Source organism: Oceanobacter sp. 4_MG-2023 (assembly GCF_030689165.1).
In the GTDB taxonomy this organism is placed as follows: domain Bacteria; phylum Pseudomonadota; class Gammaproteobacteria; order Pseudomonadales; family Oceanobacteraceae; genus Oceanobacter.
In genome coordinates this window covers 1-25,130 of the sequence record NZ_JAUYVV010000002.1, presented here as the reverse complement: position 1 = coordinate 25,130, position 25,130 = coordinate 1, and the positions used below count along the sequence as shown (strand labels likewise).

Sequence of the window (25,130 nt, the reverse complement as noted above, 5' to 3'; positions counted from 1 at the left end):
AAAAACAGACCGGACATTTACTCTGGCGCACCGCCCGTCATGGCCACAGCAGGTGACGGACCAGCTCCTGGAGCCTTAGCCCAGCCCCGCAAAATACCGGGTTGAGCCAGTACAAGCCCCGCAGCAACGGCATTTTAAGCATTCGCTCAACGATAGCTACCGCAAGGCAGAGGCATTAGCCAAACGGCTAACATCCCCATTCAGACCAATTGATTGGCATACTGGTTGCTTACCCTCCCACCCTAATGAAATCGTTCTGGTCACACACTTATTCCAGGACATTTCCAGAATATTCAACATCCAATACACCAATAAAAATTAAGAGTGAGGATCGTCCATGAAAACCTTAGTCGCCACTATTCTGGCTTGCGCCAGCCTGGTAACGTTTAATCAGGCCGCAGCCGCGCCGATTGAAATCAAGTTTTCCCACGTCGTGGCAGAAAATACGCCCAAAGGCCAAATGGCCCTGAAATTCAAGGAGCTGGCAGAATCGGCTTTACCAGGTCAGGTTGAAGTCAAGGTATACCCTAACTCACAGCTGTTCACTGACTCCAGCGTCCTGCAAGCCATGCAGCTGGGTGATGTTGAAATCGCTGCGCCAGCCTTGTCCAAGTTCCAGAAGTACACCGACCAACTGCAAATTTTCGACCTGCCTTTCCTGTTCAAAGACATCAACGCTGTTGATCGCTTTCAAAAAGGCCCTGAAGGTCAGAAACTGCTGAAATCCATGGAAAGCAAACTGCTGGTTGGTCTGGGCTACCTGCACAACGGCATGAAACAGCTGACCGATAGCAACCCGATCCGTGTGCCTGCGGACATTGCCGGTCAGAAATACCGCATCATGACATCCGATGTATTGCAGGCTCAGTTTGAAGCCGTACAAGCAATTCCGCTGAAAAAGCCGTTCTCTGAAGTATTTACCCTGCTGCAAACCAAAGCCATTGATGGTCAGGAAAACACCTGGTCCAACACCTATTCAAAGAAATTCTTTGAAGTTCAAAAATACGCTACCGAAACCAACCATGGTCTGCTCGACTACATGGTCGTGACTTCTGCCGAATTCTGGTACGGCCTGTCTGACGACGTTCGCGCCAAGCTGAAAGCCGCCATGGATGAATCCATCGCATACGGCAACACCATTGCCCTGCAAAAAGATGCTGAAGATCGTCAAAAAATCATCGATTCCGGCAAAACAACCGTACTGACCCTGACAGATGCCGAGCGTCAACAGTGGGTTGATGCCATGAAACCTGTCTGGAACATGTTTGCCGATGAAATTGGTCCAGACCTGATTGGCGCCGCTCTGGAAGCCAACAACCAGTAAGACCTTCTACTTGTACGACCTTGTATGACCCTGCCCATTACCGGCCCTGAAACATTCAGGCCGGTAATGACGCACATGTGTTGATAACGAAGATCGGCCATAGGCCAATAACAATAATGAGAGTGAAACAATGAAACTGACCAGGATCGCAACAGCCATTTCCCTGAGCCTGATGACCACCGCTGCCTTCGCCGCAGAAGCCAACGTGGATTTTTACGGTTCTCTCCGGATTGCCCTGAATAAAGACGACAAAGCCATCGGCAGTGATGACGAACTGTCTCGTATTGGTATCAAAAGCAGCAAAAAGCTGGACCACGGCCTGACCGCTGTTGCCCAGCTGGAATACGAAGTTGACCACTACCACCAAAAAGAAGGCCTGAGCCTGCGTCTGGGTTACGTCGGTATCAAGGGCAAGTTTGGTGAGTTGTACCACGGTTCACAAACCACGGTATGGCACAAATTTGTTCGTGGCGCTTATTTCAGCAATGGTTCAGACAGCCTGCGTATGTACAGCATTCGTGATGACGGCCTGACCCATTACTACTACAAAAACGGTGGCCTGACAGTCGGTGCTGGTATCCAGACCGAAAATACCGGTTCCGGCAACAGCTCTGACGGCAACAACATCGACTCATTACAAGCCGGTGCCGAATACAAGACTGGCAATTTCAAAGGCCAGGTTGCGCTTTTGAAAGACAAGACCGGTGACAACGAAGGCATGCTGCTGGGTGCTCGCGTCTGGTACACCGCAGACCAGCTGACACTGTCTGCCTTTACCCAACGCGCCCAAAGTGACTATGACTTCACCACCAGCAACATTTGTTCAGGTGAAGCAACTGCCACCAACGCGGTATACGGTGCTTACAAAATGGGTGTCCATAAAGTACACGCCCGTTACGCTCTGAACAGCTGTGATGACAGCGGCGATCTGGCCTCCAAAAAAGTGGAATACGTCAACGCCCTCGACAAGCAAATGCAAGTCTGGCTGTCGGTTGAGCGCCTGGATACTGTCCGCGACCATGGCGATGCCAAAACCCTGGCCGAGCTGGGTGTGCGCTACGACTTCTAAGTCGCTAACAGAAATCATCGGCCCATACTCCCTCCGTCGTAGTACAGGTAGTAACACGGATACGGAGAGCACTTAAGACCTGTGTGGTATGGGCTGACGCAATCTGATGAGCTATCGTAGCCCCCATAAGCCCACTCTGCTGAGTGGGCTTTTTGGTCTTTGATACTGACACGATACCAGCGTCATCCAGTACCTCGCCGGTATACGGTCAGAAGACTCCACCCAAAGGCATTACCAGACACTACCCAACACCTGCTACTGAAGATTGTGTACTAATGAAAATTCTGCAAGCCATATTCGTTGCCATGACCTCCCTGCTCTGGGCCTGCTCGGTCTCCTCCGTGCAGCCGTCGAACGACCTCCCTACCCTGGGCCAGGGCGATGTCGAGGTCATTGTGCCGTCAACCCTGCGAGTACTGGCAATCAATGGTCAGAATGTCGACTCACCCAACCTCTACACCGGCCAATACCGACTGTTGCTCACCGAAGGCAGCCAGCGCATCGTGGTGCAGTACGAAGAAAACTGGAATACGCCTGACGAATCCGGCTATCTGATTCGCTGGCAACCGGTTGCCATCGACAGTGATTTTCGTGCCAGCCAACGCTATGTTTTGACCCATGCCCCAGTCAGGGACCGAGACCAGGCCGAAGAATTACAAAGCAGCTCTCCGATCTGGCTGATTGGTGATAATCACAAAATCACCGGCCAGCCGGTTATCAAGCAGAAAGATAATGTCACCTACGTCGCAGCCGACAGTATTCAAGACGGTGTCACCCGATTGGAACAGCTACAGGATATCTGGGCCGCCAGTAGCGACAATGACAAGGCCGCCTTCCAGCAGTGGTTACAGCAGCAGCAATAACATCCCGCAAGGCAACTCCCCACCGATCAGGCAAGAGTTGCTGCGTTTATGCGCTTACTGCCCATCAATACTCTGGTTAAGCAACCACTGCTGCCAGCCTTCACTGGCCAATACTGTCGCGACCGTATCCGGCTGACAGACCCGATGCTCTGGATCATTGGCCAACCATGGCCGCAACAGCAACTCAGGCCTGGGTTGACCCAACAGCCCGACCAGACAACGTCCGGCAGCCACCATATCGCCGGGTGGATACCGACACATTGCCGGATACTGCTCGCGATAACACAACGCATCCGGCACCAAGGGAATGGCTCCCATCGCAGCAGCCTCCAGTACCGACACGCCCTGAAACTCATGTATAGCAGTACTGACCACCACATCCGCCTGGATTAACCAGCCAATATACGCTTCCCGACTGACCCGACCATCCACCACAATGGCCTCGGCAAACTGTTGCCGAATAGCCGTCAGCGCCGCCGGCACCCGTGACGGCCGAGGCCCCAGCAAGGCCAAACGAAAAGCGATACCCTGCCCCTTCAAAACAGTCAGCAACTGCAGAAAATCTTCCGGTTGCTTATCGTATTCCCAGCGATGATTCCAAAGCAGCAATGGTGTACTCCGCGGGACTGCCGTGTCATCGGCATTGGCACCCGCCTCCGCTGCAGAAGATAACGGTATAATATTGTTTTGAGCACTCTCCGTTGGCTCCGGAACCACCACAGGCACTGGCAACCACCGGCATTTTTTCTCCAGCCGGATAGCAATATTTTCGGGTAAATGATCCGGCAGACGCTGCAACAGCGCATCCACACCATCAAGAAAACTCTGCTGATTAAAACGGGAGTTAAACAGCAGTTCATCCGCCGCCAACGCGCCATACAGCTGCACCATCAAGGGATCAATGGAGCTGTGCTGCCCACTCGCCACCGGGTACGCAAACTGGTTCTCATGGAAATAATAGCTGCAGGGCACACCGGCCAACGCTGGAAACAACCCCTTGAGCGTCGCCAGGTCCACCATGCTGGTGGCTAAAATCCGATCGGGTTGCCACGCTGTCAGTAACTGAGCCAGTTCATCCAGCCACGACAAGGGATTGCCGCGGATACGCCAGCGAAAATAGCGTCCGGGCAGTTCCAGTACCCGCCAGTCGGCATCCAGTTCCTCCTGTAACCAGTCGGCCCAGTAACCATGACTGTCCGAACGATACGCCGACAACAACAGTATTTTCGGGGCTGCAGACATACTCACTCACCTGGCCACTGTGTCTGGTGCAACATTCGCTCAACGCTCGCTCGACAATTGATTCAACTCTGATTGATACGCCTCAATACGCTGGGTTAACGCCTGTCGTTGCGACTCATATTGCTCTTTTTGTGCGTTAATCTGATCATCCAGTTGCTGGCGACGATTAGCAGCATTGGTACCAGCAATGCCATCGCGGGTTTGCTGCAATGCCGCCAACGCCTGCGTTTGTTGCTGTGACAGCTGCGACAACCTTTTTTGAGCCTGGGCCAGCTGACGCTGCAATACCAGACGCCGATTATTGGCAGTCAGGTTTTTAAGCCCCGGATTATCATCACTGATCTGACGATCCCCGGCACTGGCAGCATCCGGTGACAACAACGCCCCGGTATTCGCCGGTACTTCATACGATTGTGCTTGTTCCGATGGGTAATGATCCGGGCAAGGCATTTGCGAAAACAGCTTTTTACCCGCCGCGTCCGTGCAAATATAATACTCGCCAGCCCATAACGGCTGCACCAGCGATACCCACAGCAACAGTCCGCCCACCACACCTCGCCCGGCCCCGCGTCCTGCATCCACCACTACACTCATTTCCTGTTCCCTCTTTGCGTAACACATCGCCTGCACACTCTTGACCATATTTCTGACAGCCGCCGCGGACAATAGCAGAGCCTCAGCGCGGTTGCAGACTGCCATGACGAGAGCGCTGCAGTCAGGTAAACTGACGCACTTTTTTGAATCAGAGCCCGTCGCGATACTTGTTCTACCCGAACGGTGTCGCAGGCTTACTTTTTCCTTCGGCTTACAGAGACGACGCATGACAGACCACTCCGACACAACTCCTTCCGTCACCCCGTCTACCGGCTCAGGGACGGCTGGCCGCAGCGGCAAAGTAGGCTTTGTAAGCCTTGGCTGCCCGAAGGCGCTGGTCGACTCCGAACGCATTCTGACGCAACTGCGCATAGATAACTACGATGTGGTCAACAGCTACGACGATGCCGACGTGGTGGTAGTCAATACCTGCGGTTTTATCGACGACGCCAAACAGGAATCACTGGAAGCCATTCGCGAAGCCATGGCCGAAAACGGCAAGGTGATCGTGACTGGCTGTATGGGCAAGGGCAAAGACGCCGAGACCATCCGCGAACAAAACCCGAATATTCTCGCCATCACCGGCCCCCAGGCCTACGAAGAAGTCATGACCGCCGTCCACGAGTGGGTGCCACCGGTCAGCAAGGAACACGACCCCTTTACCGACCTGCTGCCACCGCAAGGCGTCAAGCTGACCCCGCGTCACTACTCGTACCTGAAAATATCCGAAGGCTGCAACCACAGCTGTACTTTCTGCATTATTCCCGACATGCGCGGCAAACACGTCTCCCGCCCGATTGGAGACGTACTGGACGAAGCCAAACGCCTGGTCGAAGCCGGTACCCGTGAAATCCTGGTGATCTCACAAGACACCTCCGCTTATGGCGTTGACCGTAAATACCGCACCGATTTCTGGAACGGCAAACCGGTTAAAACCCGACTGTTCGATCTGTGTAACGAACTCGGCAATCTCGGTGCCTGGGTACGCCTGCACTATGTTTACCCCTACCCCAGCGTTGATGACGTACTGCCGCTGATGGCCGAAGGCAAAATCCTGCCGTACCTGGATATTCCGTTCCAGCACGCCAGCCCACGTATTCTGAAACTGATGAAACGGCCGGCTCACGCTGAGAACACCCTGGAACGGATCAAAAAATGGCGTTCGATTGTCCCTGAACTGGTGATCCGCTCCACCTTTGTGGTGGGTTTTCCCGGTGAAACTGAAGAAGACTTCCAGCTGCTGCTCGACTGGCTCGAAGAAGCCGAACTCGACCGCGTCGGTTGCTTCAAATACAGCCCGGTTGATGGCGCCAAAGCCAACGACCTGCCCGACCACGTTGACCCCGAAATCCAGCAACAACGCTTCGACCGTTTTATGCAAACCCAGCAAGTTATCAGCACCCGCAAGCTGGCCCGCAAGATTGGTCAGCGAATGCCGGTTGTTATTGATGAGATCGACGACGAAGGGGCCGTTGGCCGCACCATGGGCGACGCCCCCAATATCGACGGCATGGTGTACCTGAACGAATTCCATGAGTGCGAACCCGGCGATATCATCGACGTGGAAATCGAACACGCCGATGAATACGACTTGTGGGGCTCACCCGTTATGGAAGCACCACAAAGCCGGATCGATGACTGAGAGCCTGGTTCCCAGCGTCATAACAACGAGCCGCTGCGCCCTCACGGCGGCTCGTTAGTTCAATCGGGCAGCCCATCGAACTTCGCCACCTCCTCCAAGCCCTCTTCCCAGGTCGCTTTGCTGGATAAAAAGAGATGCGCGGTTGGTAACATGGTGATGTCCGTGTCCAGACACCCTGCTGGAACAACAAGCAAACCTGCGCTCTGAGTGCAGGGTAATGCGGAACCACAACGCTGACAAAAACTCTTGTTATGGCGAGTGCCGGGAAGCGTAAAAGAGGTCACAGCCTCGGCTCCCGACTGCCAGACCAATTCAGCGGTATAAGAAAACAGATTGGCCGCATAAGCCGACCCTGTGTCTTTTTGGCAGTGCTGGCAATGACACAAATAAAAACGATCAAACTCACCGGTTATGGTAAAACTCACAGCGCCACACAGGCACGAACCCGAATAATTCGTCATCAGCACTCCTTCCATGGTTATGGTTATGGTTATGGTTATGGTTATGGTTATGGTTATGGTTATGGTTAGCAGGGAAAACAGTTAACGCCTGCCGCTGGGCAGGCTTCGGTAATGGTATCCCCTTTGATCCCTCAGCAAGGATACACTCTGCGTTTGAACTCTGGAGTAACAACCAGACGTTTTCTGTTTATAAACCTTCCTTTGTTGAAATAACGCAATCTGCACCTGCCATCCGCACACCTGCCATCCGCACACCTGCCATCCGCACACCTGCCATCCGCACACCTGCCACCCGTGCCCATGGATACATGCCCGGGTTACTGAACTGCGACATTGTTATATTCAATACATATTCGGGTCGGCTAGCGTACATGACTGGCCTGCTCCGAGTTCACCAGCATGCCGGTCGCGACAGCGCCAGGCCACAGCCTGCCAGCCCTGCAGGCACAATCGGTGGTTATCCTTGTTCTGGTTTTTATCTTGCAGGTGCCATGTCATCCACGCATCCAGCAGAGGCATTCAGCTATGAATCAAGTAGGCATCTTTTTTGGTACGGACACCGGTACAACCCGCCTGATCGGGAAAAAAATGGCCAAATTACTGGGCGATGAACTCGCGGCCAAGCCGTTGAACATCAACCGGGCCAGCCTCGACGACCTGCTGCAATATCCAGCCCTGATTATCGGCACAGCGACTTATGCTGAAGGGCAATTGCCTGGCACCGCCACCAATATCCGCAGTGGCAGCTGGCTGGATTTTTTGCCACAACTGGAAGGGGCCGATTTCAGCGGTAAAACGGTCGCGATTTATGGGTTGGGTAACCAGGTCAAATACGGCGATCGTTATTGCGATGCCATGTTTGAGTTATACAGCCTGTTCAAGGGCCTGGGTGCCAACATCATTGGTAGCTGGAGTACCGATGGCTACCTTTATTCGCATTCCAGAGCCGTCATCGATGACCGTTTTGTCGGCCTCGCCCTCGACAATAAAAATCAGGGGCTGGAAACCGAACAACGCATGCGAGGCTGGATCAGCCAGATCAAACCGGAACTCCAGGCCGCTCTGGAGCACAACACCGCTCTTGCCTGAGTCGTTTTCGTGAGCTGCCTGGCGGACAGGCTTTTGTCGCAAAGCCGACAAAAGCCTGTCCGCTGCCATACATCACCGCCTCAATGCTCGTTCTTTAAATCATAACCTTTTGATTTTATTAGAATAAATATTCCTCTGCCGCTCCGCCTTATGGCCTGCTGCTTGCAGCTTCTGTCAGCAGAGCCCCAGTATGATTGAGCCTTCAGCAGCGGAGAGAGTATGAACGAATTGACAAGTGTCGCCTGTGTCGCCGACGTACCAGCGGACCCCCAATCCATACTGGTTGCCTTCGCCTCGATGGATGGCGATATGGTTGATCAACACTTTGGCTCGGCCCAGGCGTTTTATCTGTTTGCGGTAAACGCGGACTCGGCCGAACTGCTGGCCAGCCAATCCTTTGGCTACGAAAAGAAAGATGGTAACGAAGACAAATTGAAGCCCAAGCTGTCCTGGTTGGTCGGAGCCGACGTTGTTTACTGTGGTTCGATTGGCGGATCAGCCTCCCGACAACTGATCGCGCTGGGAATCAACCCGATCAAGGTCAGTGGTGGGCCGGATGTGGAAGATCTGATTGCCGACATCCAGCAGCAGTTAAACGGCACGCCAGAGTTCTGGCTGGCCAAGATCATCAAAGACAAATCCCAGAACAAAACCGATAGCCGCTTTGATGATATGGATGACGAAGGCTGGGACGGCTAAACCACCGCCCGCCTTGTTGCTGCATTAGCCAGCGGCGTACTGCTGCAACTGCTGCTCAAATGCCTGTTTGTCGGTATCACTCAGGAAGCTGGCCCGGAAGCTGTTCGCCGCCAGTTGCACGGCTTGCGCCTTGGTCATACCCAGGTCGTCGGCCAGTGCGGTGAAATTTTCATTGATAAAGCCACCAAAATACGTGGGATCATCCGAATTTACCGTCACACACAGGCCCTGCTCCAGCATGGCCAGAATATTGTGGTCAGCCATGGTGTCGAACACCCTCAAACGCACGTTAGATAATGGGCATACTGTCAGCGGCACCTGCTCGTCAACCAAGCGTTGTACCAGGGCAGCGTCTTCCACACTGCGCACACCATGATCCACACGATCCACATTCAGTATATCCAGCGCTCCCCAGATATATTCCGGCGGCCCTTCTTCTCCGGCATGGGCAATCAGCTGATAGCCTTGATCTTTGGCGGCCTGATACAGGCGAGCAAATTTTTCCGGTGGATTGCCTTGCTCGGCACTGGCCAGGCCGATGGCGACAAAATCATCGCGATACGGCTTTACGCTTTCCAGCATGGCCAGGCCTTCCTCTTCACTCAGATGGCGCAGCAGGCTCAGAATCATCAGCGCCGACTGGCCCCACTCTGCCTTGGCATCCTGAATCGCTGCCCGAAAGCCGTTTAATACGGTTTCAACCGCCACGCCATAAGGCAGGTAGGTCTGAGGCTCTACCATGATCTCGGTATGAACAATATGCTGCTCACGGCACTTATCCAGGTAGTCCTTCATCAGGTGGTAAAAGTCTTCCTCATCACGCAGAACCGAAGCGCCGAGGTAATACAAATCCAGAAAGCTTTGCAGATCCTGAAAGTTATAAGCAGCCTCGACCGACGCCACGCTGTCGTAAGGAATCGCCACTCCGTTTTTGGCGGCTAACTGCAGCAGGCGGCTGGCCTGCAGGCTACCGTCGATGTGCAAATGGAGTTCTGCTTTTGGCATGGCGCACAGCCATTGATTGAAATCAGTCATGTTGCTCTGTCGGTTGCCTCAATTACAAAAAAACAATCGCCTAAAAAGACGCGACCATCAAGCCGGTTATTGTCTCGTGCCCGGCGTAACAGAACCAGTCGGTCAGTCGAGGAATCTGTCAGAAAGACAGGATCGTCCAGTTTGTTGACCAGTCGGTCAGCACTTTGGCCAGCGCCACCATCGTTATACAGGCAGAATGCTCAGGCACCACCCTGATGGGCAAAACGTTGGGGCGGCTGCCCAAAATAACGCCGGAAAGCGGCCACAAATGCGCTGCTGCTGGCATAACCCAACGACAGTGCAATGGCTGCACTGCTCTCACCTTTACCCAGTCGTTGCACCGCTTCCATCAGTCGCAAGCGTGCCCGCCACTGGCGAAAACTCAGCCCCGCTTCACTGCGAAACAGGCGTTCCAGGGTACGGGGACTGGCCCCGGCAACGGCGGCCAATTGCGGTAATGAACGACTGTCAGCCGGGTTGTTGATCAGGATGTTCATCACTGCCAGCAGACGTCGGTCCTGGCCAACAGGCAGGTGTAACGGTGATGTTTCCAGACCAGCCAGTTCGTCCAGCAACACCTGAATCAGGCGGGCCGGTTTGCCTTGTGCCGGTACCGACAAGTCAAACGTCAGAAGCCTCAGAATCAGTTCACGTAACAGCGGCGTCACCGACATCACCTGACAGACATCCGGCAAACGCTCACACACCGAAGGGTCGACAAACAAATACCGGATGGAAGCCGGGCTGACCACCAGAATTTCATGGCGCAAGCCACCCGTAATCCAGACCGCATGACTCGGTGGTACCAGCCAGCTACCGGCGTCGGTATTAACCCGCAAGACGCCGGTGGCGGCCCAGGCCAGTTGCCCCCGCACATGTTCATGCGGCAATCGTAACGAGCCGGATGGCAGGTCTTCATCCAGATACAGCACCGGCCGCTGTGGGTCGAGGCAGCTGCTCATTTGTCGGCCAAACCCTTCCACCAGACACCGCGTATCAGGGGGCGATGACTCAGCCAGCTGATGATGGGCCAATCCTGGCGTAATTTCGATATTCATTGGCGTTCTGTCGTCTTTTTACACAAACAAAGCGTGACACAATAGTCGCCGTATTCGCAACACCTACTCTCGGTACCGGTATCAGTACCGACAGATGTAATAGACGCAATAAATGGAGCAACATCCGGTGTTACTCAAACATCCCAAATATTTGTTTTTACTGATTATGGCAGGGCTGGCAACCTTTGTACTGCTCTCCCCGCTGGACTCGCTTGACAGTACCCAGAATCAGACTCTGGCGCTGGTGCTGCTGATTATTCCGCTCTGGTCGACCAGTGTGATTCCAGAATTTCTGACAGCGCTGATTTTTTTTCTGGTGGTGATTCTGTGTGATCTGGCCACTCCGATTGATGTGTTCTCGGGCTTTGCCTCCACCGCGCTGTGGCTGATTTTTGCTGGTACCGTTATCGGAATGGGCATCAAGAATACCGGCCTGGGGGATCGTCTCGCCCGTGTTCTGCAAACCTTGCTGGCTGGCAGTTATCAACGACTGATTATTGGCCTGGTTATAATGAGCCTGCTGCTTGGTTTTTTAATGCCGTCCTCAATGGGGCGACTGGTCATGATGCTGCCGATTGTCATGGCACTGGCCAGTCGGCTTGGCTTTCAGCCCGGCAGCCCTGGGCGCTCCGGCATTCTGATCGCGGTAGCTATTGGCTCTCATATCCCGACCGTTTCCATTCTTCCGGCCAATATCCCCAATATGGTACTGAGTGGCGCGGCCGATTCGCTGTACGGTATCCAGTTTGGTTTTACCGATTTTCTGCTGTTGCACTTTCCGGTGCTGGGAGTGGCCAAATCCGCCCTGTTGATCGCGATTATTCTCTGGGCGTATCCAGCACGGGAATCGAATCTGATTTTGGCGCAAGGCCATTCTGCCCGCACATCCCCGTCAGGCCAAGCGCCGTTGACCGGAGCACAGCGGCATATGCTGGCGATTATCACCATTGCGCTGGGCTTCTGGCTGACCGATAGCTGGCACGGTGTGAATCCTGCCTGGGTTGGGTTGGCCGCGGCCATTATTCTGCTGCTGCCTCGCATCGGCCTGGTGGATGCCGAGAAATTCAATATGAACGTTACCATGCTGATATTTATTGCCGGGATACTTGGCATCGGGGCGCTGATCAACAGCAGCGGCCTGGGACAGTGGCTTGGGCAACAACTGGAATACGCCATGCCCATGGTCCCCGGCGAGCATTTCCGTAACTATTTATCCCTGGCTGCCACGGCGTTTCTGTCTACCCTGCCAACCACACAGGCCGGTACTCCGGCCATGCTGGCACCGATGGCTCAGCATCTGGCGGATTCGTCCGGCTTTGCGCTGGAGACGGTATTGATGACTCAGGTATTGGGCTATTCCAGCATTATGTTCCCCTATCAGTCGGGGCCATTATTGCTGACCGTTGGCATGACCGGGGAGTCGGTCGGTCGCATTCTCAAGGTACAGCTGCCGCTGTCACTGGCGAGCCTGCTGATATTGATACCGCTGGATTATTTCTGGTGGGATTTTCTGGGCATGTTTGAGCCGTTATAGGCTCTGCTGCCAGCAACACACTCCCCCCTGTAACGCAAAAAACCGGAGGCCTCGCGGCATCCGGTTTTTTATGATCAGCCTATAGCAGTCAATATGGCGCTATCAACCCAGGGCTGATTAACCCTGGCTGCTGTTGCTCTTGCGTGGTGGACGGCTGTTACGGGCAGCACCTTCCGGACGACGGCTGTCACGACGCGGTGCATCACCACGACGATTGTCGTTACGACCACGACGCGGCGCTGCACCGGACGGTGCCAGAGCCAGCTCAGAACGGTAAGGACGAATCCCCAGTGCCTGACCACAAACCCGTGCCTTGCGCAAAACGGCCATGGCCGGTTCTGGCATGCCATCGGGCAGATCAACAACAGAATACTGTTCGAAGATCTCGATATGACCAATAAAGGCACTTTCCAGATCCGCTTCGTTGGCGATGGCACCGACCAGGTTACCAGGCTTGAGGCCATGGTCGTAACCAACACCCACCCAAAAGCGCTGCATATCCACGTCCGGCTTGCCTTTTAATGGCTTGGCACGAACATCAGGTGCGGCTTTACGGGGTTCGCGCTGTTGACGCGGAGAGCGTTCATTGCGGTCGTTACGATCACGCGGCTCGCGGGTATCACGACGGGCACGCAGGTCTTCGTTTTCGTCCAGGAATAACGGCTTGTCGCCCTGCGTCAGTTTTGCCAGTGCGGCAGCCAGATCCAGTGGGTCGACTTCGTGTTCCTGTTGCAGGGATTCAACCATTTCACGATAGAAGGTATTTTTCTCTGGGTTAATGGCCGCCATAATACGTTCCTGGAAACGTGACTTACGTTTGGCATTAACATCTTTTGCGGTTGGCAGCTGCATTTCTTCAATTTGCTGACGGGTCGCACGTTCGATATCACGCAACATGCGTTTTTCACGACCACGAACAAAAGCAATGGCGGCACCTTCACGTCCGGCACGGCCAGTACGGCCAATACGGTGAACGTAAGATTCCGTGTCTTGCGGAATATCGTAGTTGATTACGTGAGAAATACGCTCAACGTCGAGACCACGTGCGGCAACATCCGTCGCGACAATCATATCCAGACGGCCAGCTTTCAGTTTTTCAACCGCTTTTTCACGCAATTGCTGTGGAATATCGCCGTTCAGCGGTGCACAACGGAAACCGTGTTGCTGCATGAATTCGGCCACTTCTTCAGTCGCCTGTTTGGTGCGTACAAACACCATCATGGCATCAAAATCTTCCACTTCGGCGATGCGCAACAAGGCATCGTTCTTGTGGGCGCCATTCACAAACCAGTAACGCTGGGAAATATTCGAGTTGGTGGTGGTTTTGTTCTGGATCTTGACCTGTACCGGATCTTTCAGGTGCGTTTCGGCAACCCGCTGAATCTCTTTCGGCATGGTCGCAGAGAACAAGGCAACCTGACGGGTGCGTGGTGTGTGTTCCAGAATCCAGTTAACGTCGTCGATAAAGCCCATACGCAGCATTTCATCGGCTTCGTCCAGTACCACAGCCTTGATATCGGCCAGGTTCAGACTGCCACGACGCAGGTGGTCCATTACACGACCCGGCGTACCAACAACCCACTGAGGGCCACGTTTCAGGTCACGCAACTGCATACCGTAATCGGTACCACCATAAATAGCGGTGACGTTCACGCCATCAACATGGCGGCTGTAAGTCTTGATGGCTTCAGAGACTTGCTGAGCCAGCTCACGGGTAGGTGCCAGCACCAGTACCTGTGGTGTTTTATGGTCGGCTTGGGTACGTGCCAGCAATGGCAATGCAAAAGCGGCGGTTTTACCGGTACCGGTCTGAGCCATACCCAGTACGTCTTGACCAGCCAGTAAAGGCGGAATACCAGCGGCTTGAATCGGTGATGGTGCTTCGTAGCCCAGTTCTTCCAGGGTACGCAGGATAGTAAAAGGCAGGCCCAGGCTGGCGAAACCAGCGGGTGTCGTATCGGTCATATATTACCTATAGCAGTACAGAGGCAGGGCGTTGGCCGTGTCTTTCAGAACAATGTCTGAACTGTGAGCTGATTCCTGCACCAATCGGTAGTGATGGTGGTCTCTGGTATCAACTATCTGCATTCGGCCTGGCCCGACATGTTTGTTTGTCGAAAGGGTGGCGGACTATACAGGATAGAAAAAATAATTTCCTGCTCTTTCTTGCCTGTGTAACAAGATTTACACGCTATTCTGCTTTCGGCGGCAACTCGCTATACTCCCGGCTCATTTATTTGCGGAGTAAACCTGATGCTGAAAGTGAACCAGTATTTTGATGGCAAGGTCGCCTCAATTGGCTTGCAAACAAGCACCCTGCCAGCCACCGTTGGCGTCATGCTGCCGGGCGAATACGAATTTGGCACCAGCCAGAACGAAGTCATGACTGTCGTTTCCGGCGCCATCGAAACCCTGTTGCCAAGTGAATCAGAATGGCAGACTTTTGCCCAGGGTGAATCCTTTGCGATTGCGGCCAACCAGAAATTCCAGGTTCGTATCGCGGTCGACACCGCTTACTTCTGCACCTACGAGTAACCCTGTCGGCCTGCCGGGTCACCCGTTCGATTTATTCAGATGGCGGCCCGGTTGGTAACGCAACCAACATCCTTTCGATACTTTCAGGATCCAGCGCCTGGTCATACCAGAACCCCTGATGCACCACACAGCCGGAGCGACTCAGGAAATCCGCCTGATAGACATTTTCAACCCCTTCCGCCACCAGCCCAAAACTCAGTTCTTGTGCCATTCTAACAATCGTTCGGGCAATCACCCGATTATCCCCAGCGTTGTCTACCCCGGCAACCAGACTGCGATCGATCTTCAGTTTCTGCAAGGGAAACCGGTGCAAGTAACCCAGCGATGAATAGCCGGTACCAAAATCATCAATCACCAGGCCAATACCCAACCTGTTGATGGCTGCAATCAACGCCAACACCTGTGGCGTTGGCTCCAACAAGGCTTCTTCCGTCAATTCTATTTCGATGTCACCGGCTTGTAAGTCAAATCGCTCAACCAGGGATTGCAGGTGCTCCAGCAAATTACCCGCCACAAAACTTTGCTGCGACACATTAACCGCCACCGGTACCACCGCCAGCCCCTGATCCCGCCATTGCCAGATCTGCATCGCAGCCTGTTGCAGGCTAAAGCGGTCAACCTCCAGCATCAGCCCGGCATCATGGGCATGACTCAAAAACCGGTCAGGTAACAACAGGCCTTCTTGCGGGTGTTGCCAGCGAATCAGCGCCTCCAGCCCCACCAGAGCCCCTGTTGTGGCGTTCACCTGGGGTTGATAAAACAGTCGCAACGCCTGACCATCCTGCAACGCCACCCGCAACTGGTTGATCCGTTCCAGCCGGGCAGCAGCCCTCAGCGTCATATCATTATGGTAATAACACACCGAATCACGCCCGCTGCGCTTGGCAGCATGCAAGGCGGTATCGGCATTGCTCAATAGCTGCAAGGCGGTGTCGCCGTGTTGTGGGTACAAGGCTACCCCCAGGCAAACACTGACATAAACTTCAAAGCCGGCATCCAGGTCGTAGCATTGCTGCTTCAACTGACGGATACGCTGAATCACGTCCGTGGCATCATCGGCACAAGACAGGTTCGGGATCAGTACACAAAACTCATCACTGCCCAGCCGGGCCAGATTGCCGTGTTCCAGGCCACAACGTACCAAACGCTGGCCAAACGCTTTCAGCAATTTATCACCGTACACATGGCCAAGGCTGTCGTTCACCGGCTTGAAGTCGTCGATATTGATGACCACAACACCAACCTGAAGACTCTGCGGGTGCTGCCCGATCAGTACTGCGATCGCCGCATCGATCCGTTGCAACGCCAGATTACGATCAGGCAGACCGGTGAGTGCATCACAACTTCCCTGCCGGATCGCTGGCATCGCCGGTGCCGGATCGGTCACAACCCCTTGCAGCAACACCGCCAGATAACGCACCGATGCTCCCTCCTGACGTATGGCTGTCACCCGCACCTGATAAGTCACCGGATCACCCGACACATGCTGGCTACGAACCTCACCAACCCAGCTACCAGAGCGACAGCTGCGGATCAGGACATGACGATAAAAAGCGGGAGGATGGCGGGATACATGATGGTTTTTCACGTGCTGCCCGGCCAGTGCTTCGGCGCTGTAGCCGGTCATGCGACAAAATGCCGGATTCACAAATTCGACCAGCCCGACACTGGACAGCACCATCACCCCTTCGGTCATTTGTTCGATCACATGGTGATAAAGCGGCAACTGATTCTCCAGCTGGCGAGTCAAGCCAACCTCCTGAATCAATCCATGACGCCATAATTCACCGTTGACCTGACGCTCTACATTGGATCGCACCAGCACACGACGCTGACGACCATCCGGCAGCAGCAGCCGGCATTCCAATTGGTAACCCTCCCCCAAAGCCAGGCTGGAGGTAATCTGATCCAGAACCCGTTGCCGGTCGTCCGGGTGCAGACAACGCGCCAGATACGGTAAATGAATGGCATCGTTTTCCTGTAATCCAAAAATCTGTTTGAGCTGCGGCGAGACCCGCAACAGCTTGGTCGCCGGGTAAAAATCCCAACTCCCGGTGCCGGACAACTGCTCTTTTTCTGCCACTCGCTGCAACTGGCATTGCAGCGCCGCATCCAGCACCCCGACATCCGTAAAAACCACCGCCATATGTGCCAGCGTCAACAAGGCCGACCGGCCTTCCCTCGACAGCACCAGATCATCCAGCTCGAACGCAAATGCCATCACGGCTTTGAGCTTGCCCTGATTAATCAGTGGCAACACCAGACCCGGCTTGCCGCCCAACAGGTATTGCCAGTCTGACATCGGCTGACCTGCCAGCACCTCCTGACAGTGATAGATATCCGGCAGCCCTGTGGCAGACGACATCAGGGCATCCAGCGAAAACCCGGCCAGCCGCTCACGTACCGGCTCTGGACCTTGCTGGCTTGCCACCGCCTCGATACGGCCATTCTGGCCACCGCCCGGCATTAACACCAGCAACAGGGCATCCGCAGCCTCAATGGCATCGGCCACCAGAAACAACATGCTTTCCAGATCACCCTGAACCGTGTCTCCCTTGCTGGCAACAAACGCACGGGCGCAACGCTCGGCAGTCTGGCACAAACGACGATTACGATGACGCTGGCGGGTGTATTCCTCCCCCGCCTTGTTCAAATCGGCTGGAGCGGATTCGGATAAAGATCTGACCACTGTTATTCTCCTGCTGGCAATTCAGTGAGCGAGCTGCCATCCATAAAAATACTATCTGGTGATTTGATTGCCAGTACACTGACCATCAGGAACTCACCTGTTCGCCTGACAGAACAGTCTTTCAGCCACTGAAAATATATACTGTACGACTGATCAGCATTCAGTTATATAACAAAATTAACCACATGCGCCTACTTAAACAGCATAAAGAGTTCTATCAAAAAACAGCCTCGACCAGCCAATTACGGTTACCAGACCCCTGCTATCTTTGCTAATTTATGTAACAGCGACATAACAGCCACGCCACCAGGCACTGTTTATACGGCCTGACACAGCGCCCACATAACAAGATCGTCCGCCACCTAGCGAGAAGATGCACCATGTTCGACAAAACCGATCTGATTCGGCTGATTTCCAATACCATGCCATTTGGCAAATATCAGGGCCGGGTCCTGATGGACTTACCGGAAGAATATTTACTCTGGTTCGTTAACAAAGGCTTACCCGACGGTGAACTGGGCAGATTGATGGCTTTGGCACTGGAAATCCGGATCAACGGCCTGGAAGACTTACTGACCCCTTTGCGGCAGTCGGTCCAGCCCACACCCAACACGCAACAGGAAATACGACATTGATACGGCTTGGCCTGCTCGAAACGGATGAGCTGTACCCCGACCTGGTAGCCGACTACCATTCCTACGGGCGTATGTTCGAACGGTTTTTTCGCGCTATCGACAGCGCACAAGACTGGGAATTCCGTTATTACCGCGTTACCCGGGGAGAATTGCCCGCAACGCTGGATGAGTGTGACGCCTTTCTGATTACCGGTTCCAAAACCGGCGTCTACGATGAGGTTGACTGGCTGACTCCCCTGACACTCTGGGTGCAGCAGGCGTATGCCGCACACAAGCCCCTGATCGGCATCTGTTTTGGCCACCAGCTATTGGCTCATACTCTTGGAGGCATTGCGGCCCGCAGCGACCGTGGCTGGGGGATTGGTGTTCGTAGCAGCCAAGTCATGACGCAACCGGAATGGAGTTGCCACTCGGCAGAACAGTTCCGGCTGATCTACAGCCACCGTGATCAGGTTGAACAACTGCCAGCTCGCGCCACCCGACTGGCCTGCTGTCACTTCTGCCCGAACGCAGCCTTCTATATCGACAACCGGGTACTGGCTTTTCAAGGGCACCCGGAATTTACCGCAGAGTACACGCGCCGCCTGTTACCCCGCCGCCAGCGGTGCATCGGCGAATCCCGCTTTCAATCAGGCATGGCCACGCTGACACAGCCCACCGACACTCGCCTGGTTGGTCAATGGATGCTGGATTTTCTAACCAACCAAACAACCCGTCCCTGACCCGGGCTATCCGGCTTATCAACACCAGTCAACCCGTCATCAGGTTCGGTAAGCCGTCATCTCGATCGATTGCAACGTCAGGCCTCGCATATGCACCTTACCGGTGTAGCGGTGCTCCCCGGTTGAACTGAATTCAAAACCATAACAGCGCTGCCAAACCAGCAAACGATTGCGATCGACAACAGGCTTCATACTCTCCAGCACCAGGGTATCATCCAGCCACTGCACGCCGTCGGCCTTGCAACGCTGGCGGACATGTTTATGCGCCAGCAAGCGCACTTTTTGCTGCACCGCCCAGCCCCACCAGATCATTGCCAGCAAAAGCAGAACCACCAGCCCATCCAGAGTTATTCCCACCGTCAGACACCTCGTTTGTTTCAGGTCGTACCTACCACCGGCCGCCAGTGTGCCCGGCAAGTGCCAGCGATTCAATCGTATTCAAATCCCAGCCATCCCCACCGTCCGAGCTGATTTCTGCTATTCTATGCGGCTGCCAACACCACCCTGTCATCGTCCTGTTATTTTTGGAGTTACCCATGCCTCGCGCCTGCGCCCGCCATATTCTGGTAAAAACCCGCGAAGAAGCCGACAAACTCAAGGCCCAACTGGATAAAGGCGCTGACTTCTCACGCCTGGCGCAAAAGTTTTCCCAGTGTCCATCCAAAAAAAATGGCGGCAGCCTCGGCGAATTCAACAAGGGTGATATGGTCAAAGCCTTTGACGATGTGGTTTTCAAAGGGCCAGTACTCAAGGTTCAAGGCCCGGTCAAAACCAAATTCGGCTTTCATTTGATTGAAACCATTTATCGCAACTGACCCGCAAGCCACCAAACCAGCAGCGCTGTCAAACAGCCCCCTGTTATTTTATTTATTCTTCGTATTCGCACTGTTGAGACACCACCATGTTACAAGCCGGACTGTTCCATACCCTGACCGTGATCGACCAACAACCCCAGGGGATGTACCTGGATGACGGCTTTGGTGGCAAGGTGTTATTACCCAACCGCCAGGTCCCTGAAGATACCGCGATTGGCGATTCACTCACGGTGTTTGTGTATCTCGATTCTGAAGATCGCATTATCGCGACCATGCAACGACCGCGCATCCAGCTCGGGCAAGCTGCCTGCCTGGAAGCCATCGACATCAACAACACCGGCGCCTTCCTCGACTGGGGGCTGCCCAAAGACCTGTTTGTGCCCTTTGCTGAGCAGCAACAGCGTATGGAGCAAGGCAAGTCGTACGTGGTGTACCTTACCGAAGACAACACCGGACGCCTGATTGGTAGTGCCAAACTGAATCGTTTTATCAAGGATCAGGCCGTCGCCAACACCATTTACAACAAAGATGCCGAGCCACCACTTAAAACCGGAGACGCCATCAAGCTATTGCTGGCCCAGCGTACCGATCTCGGTTACAAAGCCATTATCAATCACCAATGGTGGGGACTGCTGCACAACGACGACATTCGTACAGCCGTCCGTATTGGCATGAAACTCGACGGATACGTCAGAAAAGTCCGCGAAGACGGTAAAGTTGATATCAGCCTGGAACGAATTGGCCACCATCGTGCCGACGGCCTGGCAGAACGCATCATGAAAAAGCTGAAAGACAAAGGCGGCGTCTTGCATATCAGCGACCGCAGCCCGGCAGAACTGATTGAGATGCACTTTGGCACCAGCAAACGGGCCTTCAAAATGGCGATTGGCAAACTGTATAAAGAACGCCGCATCCTGATCGAACCAGATAAAATCTGCATAAATGGCGACGGCACCGCCATCGCCGTACCGGCCACCAAACGCCATCATTACAAGCCCACTGCCAAACCGCAGCCAGCACAACAAACAGCGCCAGACCAAAATACCGGTAACGCCAACAGCCACAAAGCACAAGCCAGTGTTGACCAACAACGCCCACACACGTCAGCCGCTGGCAGTAACGACTCCAGATCCAGTGCTAATGCCAGTAGCCGCGGTGAAGAAACACAAAAGCCCAAAGCACCACCTGCGAAAAAAGTCTTTCACAGCAACCGCAAGCCACGGGCTTCGACTATGAAATTAAAAAGAGACTGATTGACAGCGCCGGAAGGGAAAACTCAGGTTGTTCCGGCTGGCGGAACCCGGTGTCTGCCCTGTACCGACCAGCGTGGCGCCATTAAAGCCAGCACCTGCGCTGACAACCTGATTGCCTGATGCAGGTTTCATTTTTGATGATGGGCTGAGCCTCTCCTTATGCTTGGGGGGTCATCTATTTAATCCTGCATGGCTCTGCACAAGTGTTGCCGTTGTTCAGGGCAAGGCGGCAAATGCAGAAAAATAACGAGCCCTTTTCACACTCGTCAACACCGCACTCCTCTGAGTGTGCCAGATCTTCAAACAACCATTTATTCTTTATAAATAACAGCCGATTAGCTATTTTTGGCGACGTTGTGAGTCGCCATAACAGGCAGAATAGGATCTGTGCTTTCTCGTCGGTTATGCCCTAATAACAACTGTTTTATCGGGTGTTTTTATTAGGCATTCCTGTATTGAAAATTATTTTTTGATACTTTTTTATATTCGTAATCTATCGGCTAAAAAGCTGTTCTACGGTTTTCATTGGTAAGAACATACGAATACGGCCACGATATTCACACAGAACTTCAAAACCAAACTTTGTATAAAATTCCTGCGCTGAATCGGTAAGGCAATCTACAATAATAGCATAAGCTCTCATATAGTGATTAACACCCCAAAGATATTCAAGAGCACGGATCAAACTGACCTTTCCCAACCCAGAACCATGCAATTCCTGATGCACAGCTAACTGAGCTAAAATAAAAACAGGAACTGGATATCCAGGAAGTTTCTTTGCTAATTGTGCTGGCAAGGTCTCTCGACTGATTGAGCCAGGAGCAACGCTGTAAAACGCACAAATTGCATACTTCTGATTAAAAAGTGGCTGAGCCCCAGGTAGAACCATAGTCCGGCTAATGCCCGCTTGCATATGTTTGGCAGCTTGAGTTTTTATAAATATATTCAGTTCTTGCTCACCACAATCAAACGAGTCGCGATCATGCTTAGATTTACTAAGTTCTACGAACTCTTTTCCCCAACTCACTTGATGCCGGTCTCACCTGTGAATTGAGCAGCTTCAAGCAATGCTTGATTCGGTGCTTTTGCTTTGTCACATGCGGCAATGAATTCATCAAAGACACTATCTTTAACCACGATACTTTCGTGCTCTGCGATTACATGTGTTGCATCTTCATCCATAAGCCTAACCACATATTCGGTTAAACTCTTCAAACCAAGTAACGCTGATGCTTTTTCGGCCTTTGCCTTGATCTCTTCATCAAGGCGAATATCTAAACGCGCTGTAGCCATAAGTCCCCCGCGTACGGATGTATTCCGTAATGCTGGAGATTGTAGAGCAAAATCAAAGCGCATTCAATTTGTACGGAAAGTTTCCGGAACCCCTCTTTCAATACAGACACCCACCGATCCTCCCAGCTCAATACCGTCTTTCAGAGTCTTTCAGAGTCTTTCAGGGAGTCTTTCAGGACACCCACTCTAGGAAGCCTTTCAGAGCCTTTCAGAGCCTTTCAGAGCCTTTCAGGACACCCACTCTAGTACCTTCTCCTGATACCCAACCCGTTGGTTATTGGCCTATTATTTCCCTCATCGCAACAAGGAGAGAAACGATGCCCAAACCCAGAAGACAACAGGTTTCAGTCGAGGCCACCCCTTGGTATCACTGCGTTTCTCGCTGCGTCCGTCGTGCCTTTCTTTGCGGTACAGACCAGCTCTCCGGCGCTTGCTATGAACACCGTCGTGGCTGGCTGGAAGCGCGTTTATTGGCCTTGCCTCAAATATTCGCCATTCAGGTCGCTGCTTATGCGGTGATGTCGAATCATTATCATGTGGTGCTGTTCGTCGATACTGATCAGGCGGTAAGCTGGTCCGAGCTGGACGTGGTGCAGCGTTGGCATCAATTATTCAAGGGTAATCCTCTGTCGCAGCGTTTTGAGCGCGGCGAACCGCTGGCCACGGCCGAACAGGCACGCCTGACAATATTGGTCGAGGAATGGCGTTCGCGCCTGTCAGACATCAGCTGGTTTATGCGAGTTTTGAACGAGGCGATTGCTCGCGAAGCCAATGCGGAAGATGCATGTACCGGTCGCTTCTGGGAGGGAAGATTCAAGTCCCAAGCGCTTTTGGATGAAGCAGCCCTGTTGGCCTGTATGGCTTACGTCGACCTGAACCCCGTCAGAGCAGGCATGACCAACACGCCGGAAACGTCTGATTACACCTCGATCAAAAGCCGTGCCGAACGCGCCAAAACAGCAGCCGATCCCGATAGCCGAACACAACAACCGACCTGCTTGTTGCCCTTTGTCCGCAACGCCAAAGAGCAAGAGCTGGCAGGTATCCCCATGCCACTCACCGATTATCTGACGCTGGTTGACGGGACTGGTCGCCTGCTCCGGGCTGACAAACCTGGAGCCATCGAAGCCAGCACAGCCCCGATTCTGGCGCGACTTGGGCTGAAACAGCGTCAGTGGTTGGCGATGACCGAACAGTTTGAACGTTGCTTTTCCACTTTTGCAGGTCGCGAGGATAACGTACGCCATGCCTGCTCCATTCTGGGCTATCGGAGACCTCCGGGGGTTTACCAAAGCCGCACCATGACCGGCTGATTTTATTCCCCCCCCCTCTCAGACACATTCGGCCATACCGAAGGTTTGCGTTTGGCTTGAATCTTTGAACAGCAGCTGATTCTTTATAAATAACAGCCGATTAGCCATTTTAGGCGGCGTATGAGTCGCCGTAATACGCAGAAGAAGATCTGTGCTTTCTCGTCGGCTATGTCCCAGTAATGGCTGTCTGGATAATTGTGGTGGCTGTCTGGATAATTGATTAGCTATGTCCCAGTGATGGCTGTCTGGATAATGGCTCCATCTCAACGTCGGGAGAAGACTGGCTGGAACGCTGGCGTCAACGGCCGTTCCGGGCACCGCACCATACGGCGTCCGGGGTGGCGCTGGTCGGCGGTGGCGGTGTAAGCTCTCAAATTATTTGAGAAAAATATTATTGAGTGAAAATTTCTCAAAATAAGTGATAAGCATTGTGTGCAATGAAATGGTTTTATTGATAAGCATCACAATCTATGTTCGCAATGACAAATCTTTACAAAAGTCATTGATTTAATAGTTGTTGATAATTATTTTCGTTATCAATACTTACTGAGAAAAGGATTTAAGATGAAAGCAATGTTACTGGCGTTATCGATTGGTTTAGCTGGATGTGGAGCATCTTCAGATTCGGGTAGTGCTACAGACGCTATTTCCTATGAGCAAATAGGATATGGAGATACAGGCTACAACATTCTTGGTGAAGGTCGCTCGATTAGAGTACTTGGCTCTGCAGATTTCGAGGATTCTTGGTCAGCAATTTCTTCTGAAGATATTCCAGATGTCGATTTCAGCGATTCTGTTGTTATTCTTTTCTACGATGGTGAAACATCGACGAGCGAGTGTGCTTCAAATGCTACTTTGAAATCACTGACCGCCGAACTTGATGAAAAAGATACTCTGACAACCAGTGTAGAATATGAAATAAATTGTGTGGATTCTGCGCTGGTCTGTGATGACGTATTGAATCCAGAATATAATTATAAGTTTTACAAAATAAACACCAATCCAAGCAATATTGTTCTTAATGAGCAATATACATACACTAACTGTGACTAATAAGGATATATGAATGAAAAATTTTATAGGGATATTACTTTCTTTTCTCGTATGTGATGCTACAGCTTGGGCGGATTATGACGATCGCCTTAGGACGCTTGCGAGTAAAAACTCAGATTTTGCCGGGATTCACACTGTTCTGGTTGAATATCCCGGACACCTCAAGAAGAGATAAACTCTTCACCAACAGAGGTGCCAACCATGAGCCAGAA

Annotated in this window: 25 protein-coding genes; 15 read left to right on the top strand and 10 right to left on the bottom strand. The window is 53.0% G+C overall.

Going from position 1 to position 25,130, the window contains the following annotated elements; translation table 11 throughout:
• The first annotated feature begins 337 nt into the window (after positions 1–337).
• The 3 genes from Q8W24_RS01800 to Q8W24_RS01790 all read left to right on the top strand — a co-directional run bounded on the left by Q8W24_RS01800 (position 338) and on the right by Q8W24_RS01790 (position 3,256).
• Entirely contained in the window at positions 338–1,324 is a 987-nt protein-coding gene (locus tag Q8W24_RS01800; RefSeq protein ID WP_305413140.1) for a TRAP transporter substrate-binding protein, read from the top strand.
• A 130-nt stretch (positions 1,325–1,454) separates the two neighbouring features.
• Positions 1,455–2,393, top strand: a complete 939-nt coding sequence (locus Q8W24_RS01795; RefSeq protein ID WP_303434397.1) for a porin — start codon at positions 1,455–1,457, stop codon at positions 2,391–2,393.
• A 275-nt stretch (positions 2,394–2,668) separates the two neighbouring features.
• Complete coding sequence (locus Q8W24_RS01790; RefSeq protein ID WP_305413138.1) at positions 2,669–3,256, top strand: DUF2057 family protein; 588 nt, start codon at positions 2,669–2,671, stop codon at positions 3,254–3,256.
• A gap of 54 nt (positions 3,257–3,310) precedes the next feature.
• Here the strand turns inward: Q8W24_RS01790 and Q8W24_RS01785 are convergent, their stop codons facing one another.
• Positions 3,311–4,498: a DUF3524 domain-containing protein gene (locus Q8W24_RS01785; protein WP_305474187.1), complete on the bottom strand. Its 1,188-nt coding sequence runs from the start codon at positions 4,496–4,498 to the stop codon at positions 3,311–3,313.
• A 39-nt stretch (positions 4,499–4,537) separates the two neighbouring features.
• Entirely contained in the window at positions 4,538–5,092 is a 555-nt protein-coding gene (locus Q8W24_RS01780) for a PspA/IM30 family protein (RefSeq protein WP_305474186.1), read from the bottom strand.
• Positions 5,093–5,318: 226 nt separating this feature from the next.
• Here Q8W24_RS01780 and rimO point away from each other — a divergent pair, with 226 nt between their 5' ends.
• Complete coding sequence (gene rimO, locus Q8W24_RS01775; protein WP_305474185.1) at positions 5,319–6,734, top strand: 30S ribosomal protein S12 methylthiotransferase RimO; 1,416 nt, start codon at positions 5,319–5,321, stop codon at positions 6,732–6,734.
• Positions 6,735–6,793: 59 nt separating this feature from the next.
• Here the strand turns inward: rimO and Q8W24_RS01770 are convergent, their stop codons facing one another.
• The gene (locus tag Q8W24_RS01770; RefSeq protein ID WP_303434392.1) at positions 6,794–7,195 is read right to left on the bottom strand and encodes a GFA family protein; all 402 of its coding nucleotides are present in this window, start codon (positions 7,193–7,195) and stop codon (positions 6,794–6,796) included.
• A 525-nt stretch (positions 7,196–7,720) separates the two neighbouring features.
• Here Q8W24_RS01770 and Q8W24_RS01765 point away from each other — a divergent pair.
• Positions 7,721–8,284 carry a flavodoxin gene (locus tag Q8W24_RS01765; protein WP_305474184.1) on the top strand — a complete coding sequence of 188 codons (564 nt, stop codon included), beginning with the start codon at positions 7,721–7,723 and terminating at the stop codon, positions 8,282–8,284.
• Positions 8,285–8,503: 219 nt separating this feature from the next.
• Positions 8,504–8,983, top strand: coding sequence for a NifB/NifX family molybdenum-iron cluster-binding protein (locus tag Q8W24_RS01760; protein ID WP_303434390.1), 480 nt, complete (start codon positions 8,504–8,506; stop codon positions 8,981–8,983).
• Positions 8,984–9,007: 24 nt separating this feature from the next.
• Here the strand turns inward: Q8W24_RS01760 and Q8W24_RS01755 are convergent, their stop codons facing one another.
• On the bottom strand, positions 9,008–10,018 hold the full coding sequence (locus Q8W24_RS01755) for an adenosine deaminase (RefSeq protein ID WP_305474183.1): 1,011 nt from the start codon (positions 10,016–10,018) through the stop codon (positions 9,008–9,010).
• A gap of 200 nt (positions 10,019–10,218) precedes the next feature.
• The gene (locus Q8W24_RS01750) at positions 10,219–11,076 is read right to left on the bottom strand and encodes a helix-turn-helix domain-containing protein (RefSeq protein WP_303434388.1); all 858 of its coding nucleotides are present in this window, start codon (positions 11,074–11,076) and stop codon (positions 10,219–10,221) included.
• Positions 11,077–11,203: 127 nt separating this feature from the next.
• Here Q8W24_RS01750 and Q8W24_RS01745 point away from each other — a divergent pair, with 127 nt between their 5' ends.
• Positions 11,204–12,610: an SLC13 family permease gene (locus Q8W24_RS01745; RefSeq protein WP_305474182.1), complete on the top strand. Its 1,407-nt coding sequence runs from the start codon at positions 11,204–11,206 to the stop codon at positions 12,608–12,610.
• Between the two features lie 117 nt (positions 12,611–12,727).
• Here Q8W24_RS01745 and Q8W24_RS01740 read toward each other — a convergent pair whose 3' ends face one another.
• Complete coding sequence (locus tag Q8W24_RS01740; RefSeq protein WP_303434385.1) at positions 12,728–14,575, bottom strand: DEAD/DEAH box helicase; 1,848 nt, start codon at positions 14,573–14,575, stop codon at positions 12,728–12,730.
• Between the two features lie 288 nt (positions 14,576–14,863).
• Between Q8W24_RS01740 and Q8W24_RS01735 the strand changes: the two genes are divergently transcribed.
• On the top strand, positions 14,864–15,145 hold the full coding sequence (locus tag Q8W24_RS01735) for a pyrimidine/purine nucleoside phosphorylase (protein ID WP_305452719.1): 282 nt from the start codon (positions 14,864–14,866) through the stop codon (positions 15,143–15,145).
• Between the two features lie 31 nt (positions 15,146–15,176).
• Here Q8W24_RS01735 and Q8W24_RS01730 read toward each other — a convergent pair whose 3' ends face one another.
• Positions 15,177–17,834, bottom strand: coding sequence for a bifunctional diguanylate cyclase/phosphodiesterase (locus Q8W24_RS01730; RefSeq protein ID WP_305474181.1), 2,658 nt, complete (start codon positions 17,832–17,834; stop codon positions 15,177–15,179).
• A 380-nt stretch (positions 17,835–18,214) separates the two neighbouring features.
• On the opposite strand from Q8W24_RS01730, the gene Q8W24_RS01725 reads away from it, so the two are divergent.
• Together Q8W24_RS01725 and Q8W24_RS01720 are read left to right on the top strand one after the other, a co-directional pair.
• Complete coding sequence (locus Q8W24_RS01725) at positions 18,215–18,469, top strand: DUF3820 family protein (protein ID WP_303434380.1); 255 nt, start codon at positions 18,215–18,217, stop codon at positions 18,467–18,469.
• Positions 18,466–19,191: a GMP synthase gene (locus tag Q8W24_RS01720; protein ID WP_305452722.1), complete on the top strand. Its 726-nt coding sequence runs from the start codon at positions 18,466–18,468 to the stop codon at positions 19,189–19,191. The genes Q8W24_RS01725 and Q8W24_RS01720 overlap by 4 nt, the downstream gene beginning before the upstream one ends.
• A 39-nt stretch (positions 19,192–19,230) precedes the next feature.
• On the opposite strand, the gene Q8W24_RS01715 is transcribed toward Q8W24_RS01720, so the two are convergent.
• A complete protein-coding gene (locus tag Q8W24_RS01715; protein WP_305413118.1) occupies positions 19,231–19,548 on the bottom strand; it encodes a DUF3301 domain-containing protein in 318 nt (105 codons plus the stop codon).
• 179 nt (positions 19,549–19,727) lie between these two features.
• On the opposite strand from Q8W24_RS01715, the gene Q8W24_RS01710 reads away from it, so the two are divergent.
• Positions 19,728–20,006, top strand: coding sequence for a peptidylprolyl isomerase (locus Q8W24_RS01710; protein WP_305413116.1), 279 nt, complete (start codon positions 19,728–19,730; stop codon positions 20,004–20,006).
• A gap of 86 nt (positions 20,007–20,092) precedes the next feature.
• The gene (locus tag Q8W24_RS01705) at positions 20,093–21,259 is read left to right on the top strand and encodes a S1 RNA-binding domain-containing protein (RefSeq protein WP_305474179.1); all 1,167 of its coding nucleotides are present in this window, start codon (positions 20,093–20,095) and stop codon (positions 21,257–21,259) included.
• 493 nt (positions 21,260–21,752) lie between these two features.
• Here the strand turns inward: Q8W24_RS01705 and Q8W24_RS01700 are convergent, their stop codons facing one another.
• Positions 21,753–22,286 carry a GNAT family N-acetyltransferase gene (locus Q8W24_RS01700; RefSeq protein WP_305474177.1) on the bottom strand — a complete coding sequence of 178 codons (534 nt, stop codon included), beginning with the start codon at positions 22,284–22,286 and terminating at the stop codon, positions 21,753–21,755.
• Positions 22,283–22,552, bottom strand: coding sequence for a DUF1778 domain-containing protein (locus tag Q8W24_RS01695; protein WP_303434936.1), 270 nt, complete (start codon positions 22,550–22,552; stop codon positions 22,283–22,285). The genes Q8W24_RS01700 and Q8W24_RS01695 overlap by 4 nt, the downstream gene beginning before the upstream one ends.
• 317 nt (positions 22,553–22,869) lie before the next feature.
• On the opposite strand from Q8W24_RS01695, the gene Q8W24_RS01690 reads away from it, so the two are divergent.
• The 3 genes from Q8W24_RS01690 to Q8W24_RS01680 all read left to right on the top strand — a co-directional run bounded on the left by Q8W24_RS01690 (position 22,870) and on the right by Q8W24_RS01680 (position 24,918).
• Positions 22,870–23,865 (top strand): transposase, encoded by a 996-nt coding sequence (locus tag Q8W24_RS01690; protein ID WP_305474175.1) that lies wholly within the window; start codon positions 22,870–22,872, stop codon positions 23,863–23,865.
• Positions 23,866–24,110: 245 nt separating this feature from the next.
• On the top strand, positions 24,111–24,248 hold the full coding sequence (locus Q8W24_RS01685; protein WP_370693298.1) for an ATP-binding protein: 138 nt from the start codon (positions 24,111–24,113) through the stop codon (positions 24,246–24,248).
• A gap of 181 nt (positions 24,249–24,429) precedes the next feature.
• Positions 24,430–24,918, top strand: a complete 489-nt coding sequence (locus Q8W24_RS01680) for a hypothetical protein (RefSeq protein ID WP_305452727.1) — start codon at positions 24,430–24,432, stop codon at positions 24,916–24,918.
• The last annotated feature ends 212 nt before the right edge of the window (positions 24,919–25,130 follow it).

Excerpts from the sequence above, each read along its gene's own strand:
- Q8W24_RS01770 (WP_303434392.1), bottom strand. The coding sequence starts at position 7,195 with ATGACGAATTATTCGGGTTCGTGCCTGTGTGGCGCTGTGAGTTTTACC.
- Q8W24_RS01790 (WP_305413138.1), top strand. The coding sequence starts at position 2,669 with ATGAAAATTCTGCAAGCCATATTCGTTGCCATGACCTCCCTGCTCTGG.
- Q8W24_RS01800 (WP_305413140.1), top strand. The coding sequence starts at position 338 with ATGAAAACCTTAGTCGCCACTATTCTGGCTTGCGCCAGCCTGGTAACG.
- Q8W24_RS01710 (WP_305413116.1), top strand. The coding sequence starts at position 19,728 with ATGCCTCGCGCCTGCGCCCGCCATATTCTGGTAAAAACCCGCGAAGAA.
- Q8W24_RS01760 (WP_303434390.1), top strand. The coding sequence starts at position 8,504 with ATGAACGAATTGACAAGTGTCGCCTGTGTCGCCGACGTACCAGCGGAC.
- Q8W24_RS01735 (WP_305452719.1), top strand. The coding sequence starts at position 14,864 with ATGCTGAAAGTGAACCAGTATTTTGATGGCAAGGTCGCCTCAATTGGC.
- Q8W24_RS01780 (WP_305474186.1), bottom strand. The coding sequence starts at position 5,092 with ATGAGTGTAGTGGTGGATGCAGGACGCGGGGCCGGGCGAGGTGTGGTG.
- Q8W24_RS01695 (WP_303434936.1), bottom strand. The coding sequence starts at position 22,552 with ATGGCTACAGCGCGTTTAGATATTCGCCTTGATGAAGAGATCAAGGCA.
- rimO (WP_305474185.1), top strand. The coding sequence starts at position 5,319 with ATGACAGACCACTCCGACACAACTCCTTCCGTCACCCCGTCTACCGGC.
- Q8W24_RS01785 (WP_305474187.1), bottom strand. The coding sequence starts at position 4,498 with ATGTCTGCAGCCCCGAAAATACTGTTGTTGTCGGCGTATCGTTCGGAC.
- Q8W24_RS01795 (WP_303434397.1), top strand. The coding sequence starts at position 1,455 with ATGAAACTGACCAGGATCGCAACAGCCATTTCCCTGAGCCTGATGACC.
- Q8W24_RS01755 (WP_305474183.1), bottom strand. The coding sequence starts at position 10,018 with ATGACTGATTTCAATCAATGGCTGTGCGCCATGCCAAAAGCAGAACTC.
- Q8W24_RS01705 (WP_305474179.1), top strand. The coding sequence starts at position 20,093 with ATGTTACAAGCCGGACTGTTCCATACCCTGACCGTGATCGACCAACAA.
- Q8W24_RS01765 (WP_305474184.1), top strand. The coding sequence starts at position 7,721 with ATGAATCAAGTAGGCATCTTTTTTGGTACGGACACCGGTACAACCCGC.
- Q8W24_RS01740 (WP_303434385.1), bottom strand. The coding sequence starts at position 14,575 with ATGACCGATACGACACCCGCTGGTTTCGCCAGCCTGGGCCTGCCTTTT.
- Q8W24_RS01680 (WP_305452727.1), top strand. The coding sequence starts at position 24,430 with ATGAAAGCAATGTTACTGGCGTTATCGATTGGTTTAGCTGGATGTGGA.
- Q8W24_RS01725 (WP_303434380.1), top strand. The coding sequence starts at position 18,215 with ATGTTCGACAAAACCGATCTGATTCGGCTGATTTCCAATACCATGCCA.
- Q8W24_RS01750 (WP_303434388.1), bottom strand. The coding sequence starts at position 11,076 with ATGAATATCGAAATTACGCCAGGATTGGCCCATCATCAGCTGGCTGAG.
- Q8W24_RS01690 (WP_305474175.1), top strand. The coding sequence starts at position 22,870 with ATGCCCAAACCCAGAAGACAACAGGTTTCAGTCGAGGCCACCCCTTGG.